Here is a 15,350-nt window from a genome sequence, read left to right on the forward strand (position 1 = left end):
TGGCCAGCCTCGCTGGCGGGCAGGCGTGCGCCTCAGGGGTTCGTGTTCGAGGCTCCGGTCTTGCCGCCCCGCTTCATCACGCGCTGGACCCCGAGCATCAACACGAGCGCCACCGTACCGGCCACGAGTCCCACCACGATGTTGGCCAACGCCGTCGTGAGCCCCCCGAGCAGACCGCCGATGACGGACACCTCGCCCGCGTGATGGGCCAGGCCCTCGATGCCGTGGTGCAGCGTGGAGACGCCGTGCGCGATGATGCCGCCGCCGACCAGGAACATGGCCACGGTGCCGGCGACCGACAGGCTCTTCATCAGGTACGGCGCCCCCTTCAGCAGGCCCGCGCCGAGGCCGCGCATGAATCGCGTGGACGCGCCGCTGCCGGTCCGCCGGGTGAGGTAGAGCCCCGCGTCGTCGAGCTTCACGATGCCCGCCACCAGTCCGTAGACGCCCACCGTCATCAGGAGGGCCACGCCCACCAGCGCCATCACCTGGGTCATGAAGGGCGCGGAGGCCACGACACCCAGCGAGATGACGATGATCTCCGCCGAGAGGATGAAGTCGGTGCGCACCGCGCCCTTGATCTTCTCCTTCTCGAACGCCACCAGATCGACCTTCGGGTCCTCCAGGGCGTGGGTGAGCTCGGCGTGGTGGGCGTCGTCCTCGGCCTTGCTGTGCAGGAACTTGTGCGCCAGCTTCTCGACGCCCTCGTAGCAAAGGTACAGGCCGCCCAGCATCAGCAGCGGCGTCACCGCCCAGGGGATGAAGGCGCTGATGGCCAGTGCCGCGGGCACCAGGATGGCCTTGTTGATGAACGAGCCCTTGGCCACGGCCCACACCACCGGCAGCTCGCGATCGGCGTTGACGCCAGCGACCTGCTCGGCATTGAGCGCCAGGTCATCACCCAGCACGCCAGCGGTCTTCTGCGCGGCCACCTTGGTCATCACCGACACGTCGTCGAGCAGGGTGGCGATGTCGTCGAGCAGTGCGAGCAGGCTGGATCCGGCCAAGTGTGGGCTCCTTCGTTGAGGGGCTGGAACATAGAGAAGAACGAGGGGACTGTGGACTCTCCTGAAAAAATAAGATGAAAAAACCTACATTTCGTGCAATCATGCGCTTCCTGGTTTTCCAAGGCGTCCCTGCCATGCCGGTGGAGTGAAGGGTCGTGGGACGTGCCTGCCTTCCCCGCAGTCCCCCCCTGGATGGAGGGTCGTATGAGCTCCCGGAGCATGAGCGGTCATTCCTTGAAGTGTCTGGCGGTCCTGGCAGTGCTGGCGGTGGGCTGCGGCGGCGGCCAGTCGTCCGTGGAGAGCGTGGAGCTGACGGGCGTGGACGAGAGCGTGGGCAGCAGCGAGAACGCGATCACCTCCTGCGTCACCGCGGGCGCCAGCCTCCAGACGACCACGGACCTGAACCTGCGCAGCGGGCCGGGGACGACGTACAGCATCCTCCTGACGATGCCGGGCGGTGCCATCGTCAAGGAGGCGGGCGGAGGTTGCCCCACCAGCGGCTGGTACAAGGTCACCTACAGCGGCGTGACGGGCTGGGCCTCGGGCAGCTACCTCACCCTGGTGACCACCTCCACCTCGACGCGTGACACCGCCATCTCCAAGGCGAAGAGCGGGATGGGCTTCTCGTACTGGTGGGGCCACGGCGCCTGGAGCCCGGGCGCCGCCGTGGGCGCGTGCTCGGGGAGCTGCCCCAGCTGCACGCACACCGGCTCGTACGGCGCGGACTGCTCCGGCTTCCTCGCCAAGGTGTGGGTGGTGCCCAGCACCAACACCAACACGGCCACCGACTCGCACCCCTACAGCACCGTCAGCTTCAACTCGGACACCAGCCAGTGGACGACCATCTCCCGCGACGCCCTGCTGAAGGCCGACGCGCTCGTGTACAACGTGGACGGCGCCGGCCACACCTTCCTCTACGAGTCGGGTGATGGCTGGGGCAGCATGTGGGCCTACGAGTGCAAGGGCTGCGCGGCCGGCTGCGTGTACAACCTCCGCACCGCCACCACCACGTACCACGCCATCCGTCACTTCTAGTCCCTCCGCCGCGAGGGGGCGGCCGGGTGCGTGGGGCCCGGCCGCCGTTCGTTGGGGCGTGGTTGTCTCTCGAGGATGTGATGCGCGTACGACCGGGCCTGCTCGCCCTGCTGGTGTTGGTGCTGAGTCCCCTGGCCGCGGGAGCCGCGCCCGGGAAGGCGGTGCTCCTGTTCACCGGAGACAACGGGGGCGAGGTGTCCCACTGTGGCTGCGGGCAGCTCCCGGCGGGAGGACTGGCCCGGCGCAAGACGGTCCTCTCGCGCGAGCGTGCCAGGGGCGAGCCGGTGCTGGTGCTGGACGCGGGCAATGCGCTCTTCAAGTCGCTCGAGTCGGAGGGCGAGCCGGGCGCACGGGCGCGCGCGGAGTTGTTGCTCGAGCAGATGGAGGCGTTGGGCACCGCGGCCATGGCCGTGGGGGCGCGCGACCTGGTGCTCGGCACGGACTTCCTGAAGCAGGACACCCGGAAGTCGAAGATGAAGGTGCTGTCGGCCAACCTCGTGGATGCGAAGGGCAAGCCGCTCTTCACGGCGTCCACGGTGGTGAGGGTGGGGCCGCTGGCGTTCGGCGTGGTGGGGCTCTCGCCCGAGGGCGAGGTGCGGCCGGGCGTGACGGGCCGGCCTCCCGGGCCCGCGGTGCTCGCCGAGGCCCGCCGTCTGCGTGAGAAGGAGAAGGTGGACGTGGTGGTGGTGCTGGCCGCCATGCCCCTGGCGTCCGCCCAGGCGCTCGCGCGGGAGGCGGGGGACGCGGTGGACTTCGTCGTGCAGTCCCACGAGAGCCGCCTTCCGGGGACGGCCCAGCGCCTCGGTCACGCCACCCTGGTGCCCTCGGGCGAGCGCGGCAGGCAGCTGGGCCGGCTGGAGCTCACCGTCACGGGGGCGGGCCCGTTCGTGGACCTCGCCGAGGGGGTGAGGGCCCGGGACGGGCTGAAGCTCCTGGACGAGAACATCCAGCGGGCCCGCGAGCGTCTGGCCACGGCGAAGGACGAGGCGGCCCGGAAGCCGCTCGAGGAGGCACTGGCCGGCTTCCTGTCCCGGCGGCAACGCCTGGAGGAGCAGGCCCGGGAGCGCCCGGACGCGGAGGGCCGCACCCAGCTGCTCTCGTTCATCCTGCTCGGGCCGGACGTGCCGGATGACCCGGAGCTGAAGGCGCGGGTCGAGCGGCTCGTGCCGCCGGGCTCCCCGTCGCATTGAGCCGTGTTCGCTGAAGCTGAAGCTGAAAAGGAAGAGGTCATGAAGTCGAGCAAGCGCGGTGTCGTCATCTTCGTGGGGCTCACGGTGCTCGCGCTCGGCATCGCGCTCGTGATGGTCCGCTCGGGCAGGGAGGACGGAGCGGGCTCCGCCTCGTCCACGCAGGGGCCAGCGGCCCCGGCATCGGCCCAGGGCGGTACGGCTCCCATGGCTCCGTCGGGCGCCAGTCAGGGCAGGGCGGGGGAGGGTGCATCTCCTTCGGCCCCGTCCAACAAGGCTCCGGGCGTGATCGCCGAGCTGGGGTGGGGCAGTGGTCCCTCCCAGCTCGGGCGCGACCGTCCCCAGGAGGCCAACCCCGAGGCGCCCATGTCGCTCGCGGTGACGCCGCTCGGGGACGTGGTGGTGCTGGATCAGCTCAATGGGCGGCTCGTGCGCATCGGCCAGGACGGCAAGGTGCTCGGGACCACGCCGCTCACCCAGCAGACGCCCCAGGACGTCACCGTGGCGAAGGACGGCACCCTGCTGGTGATGGACCGGCTGCGGGACAAGTCCGTGGCCATCATCGACCCCGAGACGGGCACGTTGCGCGGAGAGCTGCCGCTGCAGGGCCAGGGCATCCCCGAGACGGGCGGCATCACCGGCACCTTCGTGGACGGGGACTCGGTGTACGTCGAGCGCGAGCACGGCGCGCTGGTGCGCATCGGCGATCTCTCGGGCACGGCCGACACCACGCGCCCGGAGATCCCCGGCCGCCCCACCCGGGATGGCCGCTCGTACATCCTCGCCAGCATCATCGACAGGCCGGGTGGGCGCCTGCTGGTCAACGCCGTCGATCGCCAGACGAACGCGCGGCGCTATACGCGTGAGTACCGGGTGCAGTTCCCGCTGATGACCCTCACGCTGCTCGACTCGGACCGCTCGGGTGTCATCTACCTGGGCGTGGCCGGTGAGCTGCCCACGGGCAAGGCGAGCCCGCCCACCGAGCCCGGCGTGCGGCTCTTCTGTCTGGATCCACTCGACGGCAAGGTGCTGGGCCAGGCGGACCTGCCGCTCAACACCCTGCCCGAGGAGACCTTCCGGGACTACGCCGTCCTGGACGAGGGCGGCGTCGTCTACCAGTACCGCACCGAGGCCGGTGTCTCGCTGCGGCGCGCGGACTGCCGTTAATCCCGGGGCGCGTGACTACTCGCGCTTCAGGACGACGGTGACGGCGTCCGCCGAGGACTTCGGCTCGAAGGCCTTCACCGTCAACGTGGGCGGGCTGTTGTTCTCGTTGGTGTAGAAGACGCCCGAGCCCGTGCCGCGGATGTACACCCGGTAGTTCCCCGGCTCGAGGTAGTTGTAGAGGATGGGCGCGCCCGTGCAGGGCTGCGAGTCACCGGCCGTGCCGTAGACGAGCTCCCCGGTGGCCAGGTTCTGCAGGTTGATGCTCACCGTGGTGACGCCCGCCTGGGCGCACGTCTTGGTCACGGTGCCGTCGAGCAGCTCCCACCGCACCGCCAGGCCGCCCACCGGCTTCAGCTGGTACGAGACGGAGACGGGCGAGCCCGCCCGGGTCTCCAGCGTGCCATGCGTGTAGTAGTAGTGCTGGCCGCCGGAGCCCACGCCGATGAACGCGATGGTGTGCGAGCCCGGCGCGAGATAGGGCGAGCGGATCTGGTTGCTCCCCTGGCCGTCCAGGCAGTTCAGGCGCGTCCACGCGCCTCCATCGATGCTCACGTCCACCGAGACCACGCCCGCCTGGGCGCAGGTGGGGTTCGGGCTGGTGGTGTTGGGCGGGAAGCTCCAGGAGACATAGGCATAGGAGCTCCCGCTGCCGGCCGGGGTCAGGGTGTAGATGATCCGGATGTCGCCGTTCACCGTGAAGCTACCGCTGCCCGTGTAGAGCACCGTGTTCGAGTAGCTGAGGGCCTCGAGGGTGAAGCTGTAGGCGCCGGGGCGGAAGTCATGCAGGACGATGCCGTCCACGCCCGCGGTGTTGCAGGGATAGATGCCGCCATTGGCGAGCGTCTCACCAGGGATGGTGATGCGGATGGACTTCACGTCCGGCAGGTCCGCGCACCAGCCATCGGGGAAGCGCCAGAGGAAGGTCACGTCACCCGGGGCGGGCGGAGGCGTGACCGGATCCAGGAGGACGTTCACCTGCTTGTTCCCGTTCACCGTGAAGGAGCCACTGGCCGAGTAGCGGACCTCGTTCGAATAGCCGAGGGCGTCGACGGTGTAGCCGTAGGAGCCGGAGGCGAAATTGCGCAGGATGATGCCGTCCACGCCCGCGGTGGTGCAGGAATAGATGCCGCCGTTGAGCAGCGTCTGGCCGGGGATGGTGATGCGGATGGACTTCACCTCCGGCACGTCCGCGCAGAAGCGGGGGGAGGTGCCGCCAGCGAAGGCCCACAGGAAGGTCACGTCACCGGGCTGGGGCGGCCGGGTGACGGGGGCGAGCGTGGTGCTCACCTGTTCGTTCCCGTCCACCGTGAAGGAGCCGCTGCCCGTGTAGAGAACCTCGTTCGAGTAGCCGAGGGCCTCGAGGGTGTAGTTGTAGGTGCCGGGGGCGAAGTCGCGCACGACGACGCCGTCCACGCCTCCGTTGGTGCAGGGCTGGACGCCGCCGTTGGTGAGCGTCTGTCCGGGGATGACGAGGCGGACCGACTTCACGTCCGGCACGTCCGCGCACCGGCCCACGGCGGAGCCGCCCGAGAAGTTCCAGAAGAACGACACGTCTCCGGGCTGGGGATCCGTGTCGTGGTCGTCGTCGTGATTGTTGATGATGCAGCCCGTGCTCACGAAGAGGCACAGGAGCGCGGCGAGGAGTCGGATGTGCATACGGCGTGCTTACCCTTCGCCCGGGAGCACATGCAACAGCAGGGGAGCTCAGCCCGTGGCGGCGAGCGTGTCCACGTAGAGCGCCCGCACCTGCTCGGCGAGCGTCACCGCGTCCGGGGCGAACGACTCGGGAGCCAGCGGCGGCAGGACGCGCACACGCATGGAGGCGCGCGGGCTCATCCAGAGGCCATCGCCCTCGAGGAGCTGGGTGGTGCCCTCGATGACCACCGGCACCACGGGCACGTGCTCCTCCAGCGCGAGCTGGAAGGCCCCCCGCTTGAAGCGCAGCAGTCCCTCTTGCGAGTAGGTGCCCTCGGGGAAGATGAGCACCGGCATGCCCCGGCGCAGCCAGTACCGGCACTGCTCGAGCATCCTCCCCATGGAGTTGGTGCTGCCGCGCTTCACGGGCACGTAGCCCAGCAGGCTCATCATCCACCCCACGACGGGGATGGAGAACAGCGACGCCTTGGCCACGAACTTGTAGGGATGGAACAGGCCCATGGCGGCCAGGATGTCCGCGGCGGACTGGTGGTTGGCCACCAGCACGCAGGCCCCGGACGGCAGCAGCTCCCGCCCCTCCACCCGCGTGCGCCACCCCGGCGACGCGTGCAGCCACAGCAGGTGGCACCAGCGGCACACCAGCGCGTGCAGCCACCGCCGGTCCGGATCCACCGGGTACGCGACGAGGAACAGCACCAGCCCCAGCACGAAGAGCACCGGGGCGGTGGTGAGGAAGAGCAGCCAGAACCAGGCGGTCACGGCGTACTTCATGAGGCGGTCACCTGCGCCACGACGAGCTCCCGGCTCTCGGGGGCACCGGAGAGCCGCCGGGAGAGCCGCCGGCGCACCACGTCGATGTGCTCGCGGAAGAAGTAGAGGTTCTCGGCGTAGGCCAGCGGCACGGGGATGCGGTTCACCGCGCGCTCCGCCTCCTCGAGCCGCTTCATCATGTCCTCGAGCATCTCGCGTCCGGGGTTCTCCTCCAGCTGGAGCTCGATCTCCTTCAGGCGGGCGTACCAGCGGAAGATGCGCGAGCGCACCCGCCACAGGTACAGCGCCGGCACGGCCCGCCCCAGCGGCACCACCACGGCGATGATCGGCACCAGCATCACCCAGAGCCGGTCCACCAGGTTCGCGGCCCAGAAGGGCAGGTAGCGCTGCAACAGCGGGATTCCGGCCTGGTAGTAGCGGCGGGCCTCGCTGCTCAGGGGGAAGCCCGTCTCGAGCGGCGCGGGGAACTCGCCGGAGCGGTCCAGCAGCCCGGCGCTGCCGTGGATCTCGCTCGCGGTGCGCATGAGCAGGTAGGCGAGCGCCGGGTGCAGCGAGTCGCGCGCGACGAGGTTCGCGGTGGGCGCGAGCAGCACCACGTCGCGCTCGGGGATGTCCGCGGCGAAGTTGAACACCCCCCGGGGCAGCACGAGCTTCGACAGGTAGGGGTAGCGGCGCACGTAGGCCTCACCGCGGGCGAAGCTCATCAGCCGCACTCCGGGCTCGACGGCGAGCTTCTGGATGGCGGGAGCCTCCGCGGGCGCGACGATGAACACCGCGTCGAGCTGGCCCTTCTTGAGCTGCTCGATGGCCGCGTCACGCCCCAGGGGCAGGAGCTCGGTCGGGGCCTGGTCCGCGCCGTTGACGGACAGCAGCGTGCGGGCGAGCGCGTGCGTCCCGCTCTCGGCGTCCCCGATGGCGATGCGCTTGCCCTTCAGCCCGAGCACGTCGTCGATGGGCTCGCCCCGGTAGAAGACCCAGAGGGGCACGTACGAGAGGCTGCCGAGCGAGACGATGCCCGGCGCCTTCTTCTCGTCGGCGGTGCCGCTCTGCACGAAGGCGACGTCGGCCTGCTCCCCGGACAGGTGCTCCACGCTGGTGACGGAGCCCTTCGTCTGCTGGATCTCCACCGTGACGCCATGCCGGGCGAGGCTCTCCTGGTACTTCTTGGCGAAGTAGCGGAACCCGCCCTCGTCCTGCGCGGTGGCGAGCACCAGCTTCATGGGGGGCGCGGGCTTGACGAAGTAGAACGTGACGGCGAACGCGATGCCGATGATGAGGGCCGCGGGGGCGACCGTGAGCCACAGGTCGCGGCGCGTCGTGCGCCGGAGCTGCTCCTTGAGCGAGTCCGTCTTCATGATGGGCGCGCAGTATAGACGCCGCGCGGAGAATGTCCGCCAGGCAGGCGAGGAGGCGCGTTCCGCCGCTCGGCCGGATGGCATATCCTGCCCGCCATGGATTGGTCGTGGATGCGTCCGAGGTGGAAGCTGAGCAAGACGGAGGAGGCGCGCCTGGTGGCGGCCATCCGCCGCGCGGAAGAGGGGCACCGGGGCGAGGTGGTCGTCCGCCTCGAGCGGAGCTGCCGCGGGGGAGAGCCGCTGGCCCGGGCCGCTCAGCTCTTCGAGGAGCTCGGGATGCGCCGCACGGCCGCGGACACCGGGGTGCTGCTCTATGTCGCGGTGGCGGACCGCAAGGCCGCCGTCTACGCGGGCCAGGGCGTCCACGGGGCCGCCCAGCCGGGCTTCTGGCAGGAGGTGGTGGATGGGCTCGCCCAGGGCTTCCGCGCGGGCACGCCCGTGGCGGGGTTGGAGACGGCCATCGAGCGCATTGGCGGACTGCTTCGCACCGCCGTTCCCGGTGAGGACACCCGGGGCAACGAGCTTCCGGACGTGGTGAGCCAGGCATGAGTGACGTGACGCGGAACCGTTCCCCCCAGGGGCAGCAGGTCGCCGTCGATGACGTGGACGACCTCATCCACACCGCCACCCGGCTGATGCAGAAGGACTCGGCGCCGGAGACGCTCACCACCGAGGACGTCAAGCGCATCGGGCAGGAGCTGGACATCCCCGCCGAGTACATCGATCAGGCGATGCAGGTGCTGGAGCAGCGCCGCCGGGAGCAGGAGCAGGCGAAGCTCGAGGCGGAGCGGGCGCGGCGGGCCCGGCGCGAGCAACTGCGCAAGGGCGCGTGGGTCGCCGCGGGCGTGGCGGTGGTGCTCGCGCTGAGCGGACTCTTCGTGCGCAATGGCCTCAACTCGACGCTGCAGGAGGTGACGCGCCAGCGCGCGCAGGTGCGCAACGTGGTGGAGCGGCGGGCGAGGGAGCAGGCGCGCTACGCCACCGCCACCCCCGGCCCGGAGCGGGACGCGCAGCTGTCCGGCGCGGAGAACCGGGTGAGCGTGGAGCAGCGGCGCTACGATCTCCTGGCCACCGAGTACAACGCCTCCGCGTCCTCCTTCCCGAAGTCCTGGGTGGTGCGGCTCTCGGGGCTGCCCGGCTCCGTTCCCCTGTCCACCGAGGTGACCTCGTGGTGAAGATCTCGGCCCTGGTGCTGCTGTTGCCGGCGCTCCTGCTCGGGAGCACGCCCGTCATCGATCGGCCCGTGGTGGACGAGCGCGGGGTGCTGTCGGCCTCGGAGAAGGAGGACGTGGCCCGCGAGCTGGTGCGCCTGCGCGACCAGACGGGCACGCAGATGGCGATGCTCCTCGTGGACTCCACCGGGGGCGAGCCCATCGAGGACTACGCGATGCGGGCCGCCGAGGCGTGGAAGGGCGGCACCGCGGGCGTGGACAATGGGCTCCTCTTCGTGCTCGCGGTGGACGACCGGCGCGCGCGCCTGGAGGTGGGCTATGGGATGGAGGAGTACCTGCCGGACGACGCGGTGAGGCGCATCCTCGACGAGCAGGGTCCGCTGCTGCGCGAGCGGGACTACCGCGGGGCCCTGCTGGGCGTCATCCAGGGCGTGCGCGCGCGCCTGCCGGGTGCCGGGGACATGCCGGAGCTCGCCGGGGCCGCGCCGGTGAGCGCCGCGCGGGTGAGCAACATCATGTTGGGGTTGGTCGGCATGGGAATCCTCGCGGGCGTGCTGCTCGGCTGCTGCCTGGGCGTCTGGAGGGAGCAGCTCGGCACCTCCGGGCTGGCCGGGAGCATCGGCGGGCTCGTCCTCGTTTCCGTGGCCCTCACCGCCCTGATGGTGAGCTCGATCCGGATCCCCACCTTCCACTTCCTGCTGGCCTGGGCCACCTTCACCGTGATGTTCCTGGCGGTCACCCTGTCGGCCCACCACCTGTCCTTGCGGATCACCTTCATCCTGGGGCTGAGCGCCGTGGTGGGCAGCCTGATGTCCCTCTCGGACTACCACTCCACCCATGTGCTGGCGATGCTCCTCGAGGGCTGGAAGACCTTCGGCTTGCTCGCCGTCGTGCTGGTGGTCGTCACCTATCCGCCCGTCTTCCGGGTGCTGATCGAGATCCTGTTCCTCTTCCTCAACAGCTCCGGCTCCACGGTCAGCTCCTCGTCGTGGGGCTCCTCGTCCTCGGGTGGCTCCTCGGGCGGGTCCTCGGGTGGCTCCAGCTCGGGCAGCTCCTGGGGTGGGGGAGGGGGCGGTTTCGGCGGAGGGGGAGCCAGCTCCTCCTGGTAGCCCCCTCGTACCGGGGGGCAGGTGCGCACCTTTCCCCAGGTCCGGCCCCTTGATGCCGGCGCCCCTCGTGACGACTTTCGGCGCTTCGATGGGGGCTGGCGAGCGGGGGGGCGGGGTGACGCGAGGCGCGGGTGGCGAGGGTCGCTTCAAGGGCGCGTGTGGAGTGTTCACCTGTCTGCTCCTGCTCGCCTGTGAGCCGGAGGTTCCAGCGCACGACAGTGCCGAGGAGGCGCAGGCGCCCCAGGTGGTGCGGCCCGCCCCGGAGGAGCCCCAGCCCTCGCCCCCGGTGCCGTCGTCACCGCAGCCACCGCCGACCCCCGTGCCAGTGCCCGTGCCCGTGCCGGCCGAGCCCGTGGGCCGGAGTTGGTACGTGAGCACGAAGGGCTCGGATGGGGGAGCGGGCACACTCGAGGCTCCGTTGCGGACCATCGGCCGGGCGGCGGCGCTCGCGAAGCCAGGAGAGGTCATCCGGGTGCTTCCGGGCGTGTACGCGGAAGAGCTCGTGCTCGAGTCACGGGGCTCGGGTGTGGCTCCCATCACCCTGCGCGGCGAGGGCGCGGAGCGGCCCAGGCTCGTTCCGAAGGACAGGGTGCGCGGGGCGATCCTCCGTGTGCAGGGGCGCTGGAACCTGGAGAACCTGCACTTCGACGTCGCGGGGGCGAGCATGTTCGCCGTGCTCTTCGACGCCAACGCGGTGCAGTCCGTCCTCTCCGGGAGCGAGCTGAACGGAGGAACCGCGGGCGCGGGCGTGTGCGTGGAGGGGGCGCGGGACATCACGGTGCGGAACAATCACATCCACCACTTCATCAAGCCGGGAGATGACTCCCATGGCGTGGCGGTGGTGGGCCCGGCGCGGAACATCGTCATCCGGGACAATGACATCCATCACAACTCGGGTGACTCCATTCAATGTCAACCGGGTTCCGGCCCCGCGGACGGCGTGCTCATCGAGGGCAATACGTTGCACGACGAGGGCGAGAACGGGGTGGACATCAAGCAGTGTCTGCGCGTCACCGTGCGTGACAATGTTCTCTCCGGCTTTCCCAACACGGCCATCCGTCCTGCGGGCTCGTCGGCCGGGGAGGCCGTGGTCATCCACGATTCCGCGCGGGACATCCTCATCCAGGGCAATGCCATCTCCCGCGCCGGGCGAGGTGTCTCCGTGCTCGACGGCAGCACGCCTCCCGAGAACATCGCGGTGGAGGACAATCTCTTGCAGGACATCCGCGACGTTCCCGCGGGCAACGGGCAGGGCATCCGTATCGAGGGCGCGAGGACCGTGCGGGTGGTGGGCAACACCGTCGAGGGCACGGCCAGCTACGGGCTGATGCTGGCGGCGGATGGCCGGAGCGTCACCGGGCTCGAGGTCCGGAACAATGTCCTGCGGGGCGGCTCGCAATCGTTGCTGCTTCGACTGGGTGCCGCCGGTTATCGCCCGGGGCTGCTGATGAGGGAAAACCAGTACGCCAGCGGTGGTGTCTTGAAAGGCGATGGCGCGAATTTTCCAGGTGAGCAACTCATCCTCTCGTCACCTGAGAAGCTCGAGGTGTGGAGACAGGTGCTCGGGGTGGATACGGGTTCTTCCGTACTACAGTGAAATCCGTGCGTTTCTTGCTTCGAATTCCCTAGAGTCCGCGGCCCCTTCCCCCAAGGAGGCCGTACCCGTGCGTCTGTTTGGAACGATTGCCATTGGAATTGTCGCGTTGCTTGGTTCATCGGCTCAGGCCCAGCTGCCCGTCGTCAAGGAGGCGCGGGCCGACTGGCAGGGCTGCGCTTATTCGATCAAGGTCCTGCAGGGCTCTGATCCGTATGCTCCCTGGCAGGTCCTCTACAGGGTCACCGTCCAGAGCGAGGTGGTCTCGTCCGGCACCTGCGCGCTGACGCCCCGGACCGTCGAGCTGGGGACCTCGAAGAACACGCCGGAGGTCGCGATCGCCGTGAATGCCGATGGGCTCGCGGCGGCCTGGACCTACGGAGAGTACATCCGGGGTTACGGGACCTGGGGTCGCGCCCGCATCCACCGTCTGGACCCGAGCACGTTGAGCACGGTGAGGACGGTGGGTCTGCAGTCGAGCTACGTGCCGTCGAATGGTGGAGCCGGAATGCCGGGCGTGATCACGCTGACCGGGCTCACCGTGAACGCCGTCAACGTCGAGGCCGCCGGCACCTTCACCGGGAACTCGATCACGGAGGATCCCGCGACCATTGCCTGGCCGTACCCGATCCTGCAGGGAAACCACTTCGTCGCCACCTACGCTGACTTCTTCACCGCCGCGCCGCAGTCCCCCAGCATCGTCACGTACTGAGAGGGGTTGAGTGGGGGGCGGCGGGTTCGATTTCCGCCGCTTCCATGCCACGGTGGCTCGCGGCGAAAGCGCTCGTGAGAGGATGGCTGCCATGCTCTCCAAGATGCCGGTGTCGGCCCTCCCCGTGACCTTCACGCGCGGGCTCCTGTGTTGCGCATGGCTGGGGCTCGGGGCCCTGGTGGGGACGAGCTGTCGGCCTCGCCTCGCGGCCTGTGCCGATGACGTGCGGGAAGAAGATGACACGCGGGAACAAGCGCTGGCCGCCCCTCCGCTGTCGCACGTCTTCGGCCATGGACCGTTGAAGCTCGACGGCCAGGTGGCCTGTCCGGGGGATACGGACTGGCTGTACGCCTATGGGGACTGCTGCTACCCGGCCGGGGTGCGTGTGCGCTGGGAGGCGGCCCGGGGAGCGCTGGAGGTCGACCTTCTGGACGTGGAGGGCGCCCCCCTGTCCCTGGACGCGCCCGGAGACCTCGCTCAACGCACGCCGGGCGAGGTGCTCCTCATGCGGGCCAGCCACGGCGGCCCGTTCCTCGTGCGGCTCCGGGCCGTGGGCGCGGCGGCGGTGCCCTACACCGTTGAGCTGTCCGCCCCCGTGTTCGTCCGCTAAGAGCGCATCTCAGACATTGGGCTTGCCCCGGTTACGTGGCCAGTAGGATGGAGATGCCAACGTCTGCGGTGAAGTAGGGTCTGACCTCGCTTCCGGAGTCGTCGAACAGGGACGCGTCGAGGGCCTTCTCGCGCTCTCATCCTTTGATTCCGTGCCAAATTTGTAACGAAGATACAAAAGCATCTTCATCTTGATCTTTGCGTAAATGCCGAGTAGTCATGAGTTGCGTTTTTGCCTGATTTGCAGGCTTGTTCATGACAAGGAGAGACGGATGATGCGTATCAAGAACGTCGTGTCTGTGATTCCGCTGGTGCTCGGTCTCGCCGCTCCCCTCCAGGCCCGGGCCGCGTGCCCGGCCCCGCTCTGGGAGCAGGTCGTGGAGAACGATGAGAGCTCGGGTGGCTCCAACTACACGGCGCCCAGCTATTACTACACGACCACCACGGGAATCTGTGACAACGACCCGGACACCGACTACGTCTTCGTCTTCAAGGGGAACTTCTACAGCTGCAATCCGGATGGGCTTCGGTACACCAACGGTGGCTATCTGAACTCGGACAGCTTGCGGATCCTCCGGCGGGCGCTGACCGATGATGACGTCCACGTCTGCATGGGCGACAACACGGTGAACTTCTGGTACGGCGGCGTCAACAACGTCTGGAACAGCCTGCGGCTGTACTACCGATAGTCCATGCGCCAATCCCGGATGTTCGCCGTAGCGATGCTGTTGGGAGGGCTGGTTGCCTGAACCGAGAGCCTGGGGCCCAAGGGAGACACGGGCCCCAGGGTCCCGTCGGCACCGTATGAGGTCCAGGGCGTGCCGCTGGCGGACACCCTGCCCGCGATGCCCATCGTCAAGCCCACTCTCCACTTCGTGGGCCCCTCCGCCTCGGTGAGCTGTAACCGGTTCCGACCCTCAAGGGGTGGAGCGCCCGCCGATCTCCGGGAAGCGCTCGTAGGCTTGTTCAAGCACATCCAGGTGGGCGGGGTTGTCCAGGTCGAGCGGTGCATCCGTGAGTCTGACCACCCACCCGCCCGTCGCGGTGCGCCGTGCCCGTGAGAGCGGCTCGGCGTCGCGGGCCGGGTCCGGGAAGCCGATGGTCCGTGCGGCGGCGTCTGACCAGTAGTTCAGCCACCCGAGGCGATGCGGAATCTCAGGCGAGCGCATGGCACCAGGGGACTTGAGCACCGGCAGCCCACGGGGAGGCGGCTCCAGGTCGTCTGGCCGATTCTTCGTCTGGCGTGCGATGTCCACCCCCGCGCTGAACGGCGTCGCGTGCCCCCAGAACGCGCGTGCGTTCTCCCCCACGGCCTCTAGCAAAGCCGCCGCAGCCGCGATGCCGTCCGCGGACAGAGGCACTGGCCGTACGTGGGCCAGGGCGGCAACGTCTTCGTGGAGTATACCCCCGACTGGAGTGGCACGGGCCCCCAGGGGGTGCTGGCCGACTTCCGGGGCTACCTGGTGGTGGACGGCTACAAGGGCTACGAGGCCCTCTTCGGCCCCGACTCTCCCCGCCTCGAGGTGGGCTGTTGGATGCATGCCCGGCGTGGCTTCGAGCGCGCCTATGTGGCCGGAGACGCTCGCGGCGGCATGGTGCTGACGCTCGTGCAGAAGCTGTACGCCGTGGAGCGGCAGGCCCAGGAGGAGGGGCTCTCCCCCGAGGCTCGCCTCGGCCTGCGCCTTTCGCACAGCCTGCCCGTCTACGAGGAGCTCTTCGGCTTGCTGGAGGAGTGGGCCCCGCATGTGCCCGCCAAGACGCCCCTGGGCAAGGCCATTGCCTACGCACGCAACCGTGCTGTCCCCCTGGGCCGCTTCCTCGAGGACGGACGCGTGCCGGTGGACAACGGGGAGGTGGAGCGCCTCATCAAGCTCATTGTCCTCGGACGCAAGAACTGGCTCTTCCTGGGCAGCGACGCGGCCGGCCACCGGGCCGCCAACGTCTACTCCCTCGTGCTCAGCTGCTACCGTCTGGGC

The 15,350-nt window shown here is 69.4% G+C and carries 16 protein-coding genes; 11 read left to right on the top strand and 5 right to left on the bottom strand.

The features are described 5' to 3' along the window. Nucleotides 1-32 precede the first annotated feature (32 nt). Complete coding sequence (locus AC16DP_RS25335; protein ID WP_483956874.1) at nt 33-1,007, bottom strand: DUF808 domain-containing protein; 975 nt, start codon at nt 1,005-1,007, stop codon at nt 33-35. A 219-nt stretch (nt 1,008-1,226) separates the two neighbouring features. Here AC16DP_RS25335 and AC16DP_RS25340 point away from each other — a divergent pair, with 219 nt between their 5' ends. From AC16DP_RS25340 to AC16DP_RS25350, 3 genes are all read left to right on the top strand, one after another. Continuing rightward, nucleotides 1,227-2,042 carry an SH3 domain-containing protein gene (locus AC16DP_RS25340; protein ID WP_329728938.1) on the top strand — a complete coding sequence of 272 codons (816 nt, stop codon included), beginning with the start codon at nt 1,227-1,229 and terminating at the stop codon, nt 2,040-2,042. Nucleotides 2,043-2,122: 80 nt separating this feature from the next. Beyond that, nucleotides 2,123-3,232, top strand: a complete 1,110-nt coding sequence (locus AC16DP_RS25345; protein WP_329728939.1) for a bifunctional UDP-sugar hydrolase/5'-nucleotidase — start codon at nt 2,123-2,125, stop codon at nt 3,230-3,232. Between the two features lie 39 nt (nt 3,233-3,271). Further along, a complete protein-coding gene (locus AC16DP_RS25350) occupies nt 3,272-4,396 on the top strand; it encodes an NHL repeat-containing protein (RefSeq protein WP_329728940.1) in 1,125 nt (374 codons plus the stop codon). Nucleotides 4,397-4,411: 15 nt separating this feature from the next. Here the strand turns inward: AC16DP_RS25350 and AC16DP_RS25355 are convergent, their stop codons facing one another. From AC16DP_RS25355 to AC16DP_RS25365, 3 genes are read right to left on the bottom strand one after another with little or no spacing between them, the layout of a single operon-like run. Beyond that, nucleotides 4,412-6,052, bottom strand: a complete 1,641-nt coding sequence (locus AC16DP_RS25355; RefSeq protein WP_329728941.1) for a hypothetical protein — start codon at nt 6,050-6,052, stop codon at nt 4,412-4,414. Nucleotides 6,053-6,100: 48 nt separating this feature from the next. Further along, nucleotides 6,101-6,823 carry a lysophospholipid acyltransferase family protein gene (locus AC16DP_RS25360; protein ID WP_329728942.1) on the bottom strand — a complete coding sequence of 241 codons (723 nt, stop codon included), beginning with the start codon at nt 6,821-6,823 and terminating at the stop codon, nt 6,101-6,103. Then, complete coding sequence (locus AC16DP_RS25365) at nt 6,820-8,178, bottom strand: TAXI family TRAP transporter solute-binding subunit (RefSeq protein WP_329728943.1); 1,359 nt, start codon at nt 8,176-8,178, stop codon at nt 6,820-6,822. Before AC16DP_RS25365 ends, AC16DP_RS25360 begins: the two co-directional genes overlap by 4 nt. A 111-nt stretch (nt 8,179-8,289) precedes the next feature. On the opposite strand from AC16DP_RS25365, the gene AC16DP_RS25370 reads away from it, so the two are divergent. The 7 genes from AC16DP_RS25370 to AC16DP_RS25400 all read left to right on the top strand — a co-directional run bounded on the left by AC16DP_RS25370 (nt 8,290) and on the right by AC16DP_RS25400 (nt 14,063). Beyond that, nucleotides 8,290-8,727, top strand: a complete 438-nt coding sequence (locus AC16DP_RS25370) for a TPM domain-containing protein (RefSeq protein ID WP_329728944.1) — start codon at nt 8,290-8,292, stop codon at nt 8,725-8,727. Next, a complete protein-coding gene (locus AC16DP_RS25375) occupies nt 8,724-9,353 on the top strand; it encodes a LemA family protein (protein ID WP_329728945.1) in 630 nt (209 codons plus the stop codon). Before AC16DP_RS25370 ends, AC16DP_RS25375 begins: the two co-directional genes overlap by 4 nt. Then, complete coding sequence (locus tag AC16DP_RS25380) at nt 9,350-10,459, top strand: TPM domain-containing protein (protein WP_329728946.1); 1,110 nt, start codon at nt 9,350-9,352, stop codon at nt 10,457-10,459. Before AC16DP_RS25375 ends, AC16DP_RS25380 begins: the two co-directional genes overlap by 4 nt. 115 nt (nt 10,460-10,574) lie before the next feature. Next, the gene (locus AC16DP_RS25385) at nt 10,575-12,056 is read left to right on the top strand and encodes a right-handed parallel beta-helix repeat-containing protein (protein WP_483956875.1); all 1,482 of its coding nucleotides are present in this window, start codon (nt 10,575-10,577) and stop codon (nt 12,054-12,056) included. Nucleotides 12,057-12,123: 67 nt separating this feature from the next. Beyond that, nucleotides 12,124-12,765 (top strand): hypothetical protein, encoded by a 642-nt coding sequence (locus AC16DP_RS25390; RefSeq protein ID WP_329728948.1) that lies wholly within the window; start codon nt 12,124-12,126, stop codon nt 12,763-12,765. A gap of 91 nt (nt 12,766-12,856) precedes the next feature. Further along, complete coding sequence (locus AC16DP_RS25395) at nt 12,857-13,375, top strand: hypothetical protein (protein ID WP_329728949.1); 519 nt, start codon at nt 12,857-12,859, stop codon at nt 13,373-13,375. A 271-nt stretch (nt 13,376-13,646) separates the two neighbouring features. Continuing rightward, nucleotides 13,647-14,063 (top strand): hypothetical protein, encoded by a 417-nt coding sequence (locus AC16DP_RS25400; protein WP_329728950.1) that lies wholly within the window; start codon nt 13,647-13,649, stop codon nt 14,061-14,063. 228 nt (nt 14,064-14,291) lie between these two features. On the opposite strand, the gene AC16DP_RS25405 is transcribed toward AC16DP_RS25400, so the two are convergent. Then, nucleotides 14,292-14,684 (bottom strand): DUF5953 family protein, encoded by a 393-nt coding sequence (locus AC16DP_RS25405; RefSeq protein ID WP_329728951.1) that lies wholly within the window; start codon nt 14,682-14,684, stop codon nt 14,292-14,294. A 60-nt stretch (nt 14,685-14,744) separates the two neighbouring features. Here AC16DP_RS25405 and AC16DP_RS25410 point away from each other — a divergent pair. After that, nucleotides 14,745-15,350 (top strand): IS66 family transposase (locus tag AC16DP_RS25410; RefSeq protein WP_483956876.1); only part of this gene is annotated, 606 nt, incomplete at its 3' end.

The sequence above is a fragment of the Archangium sp. genome, assembly GCF_057119385.1.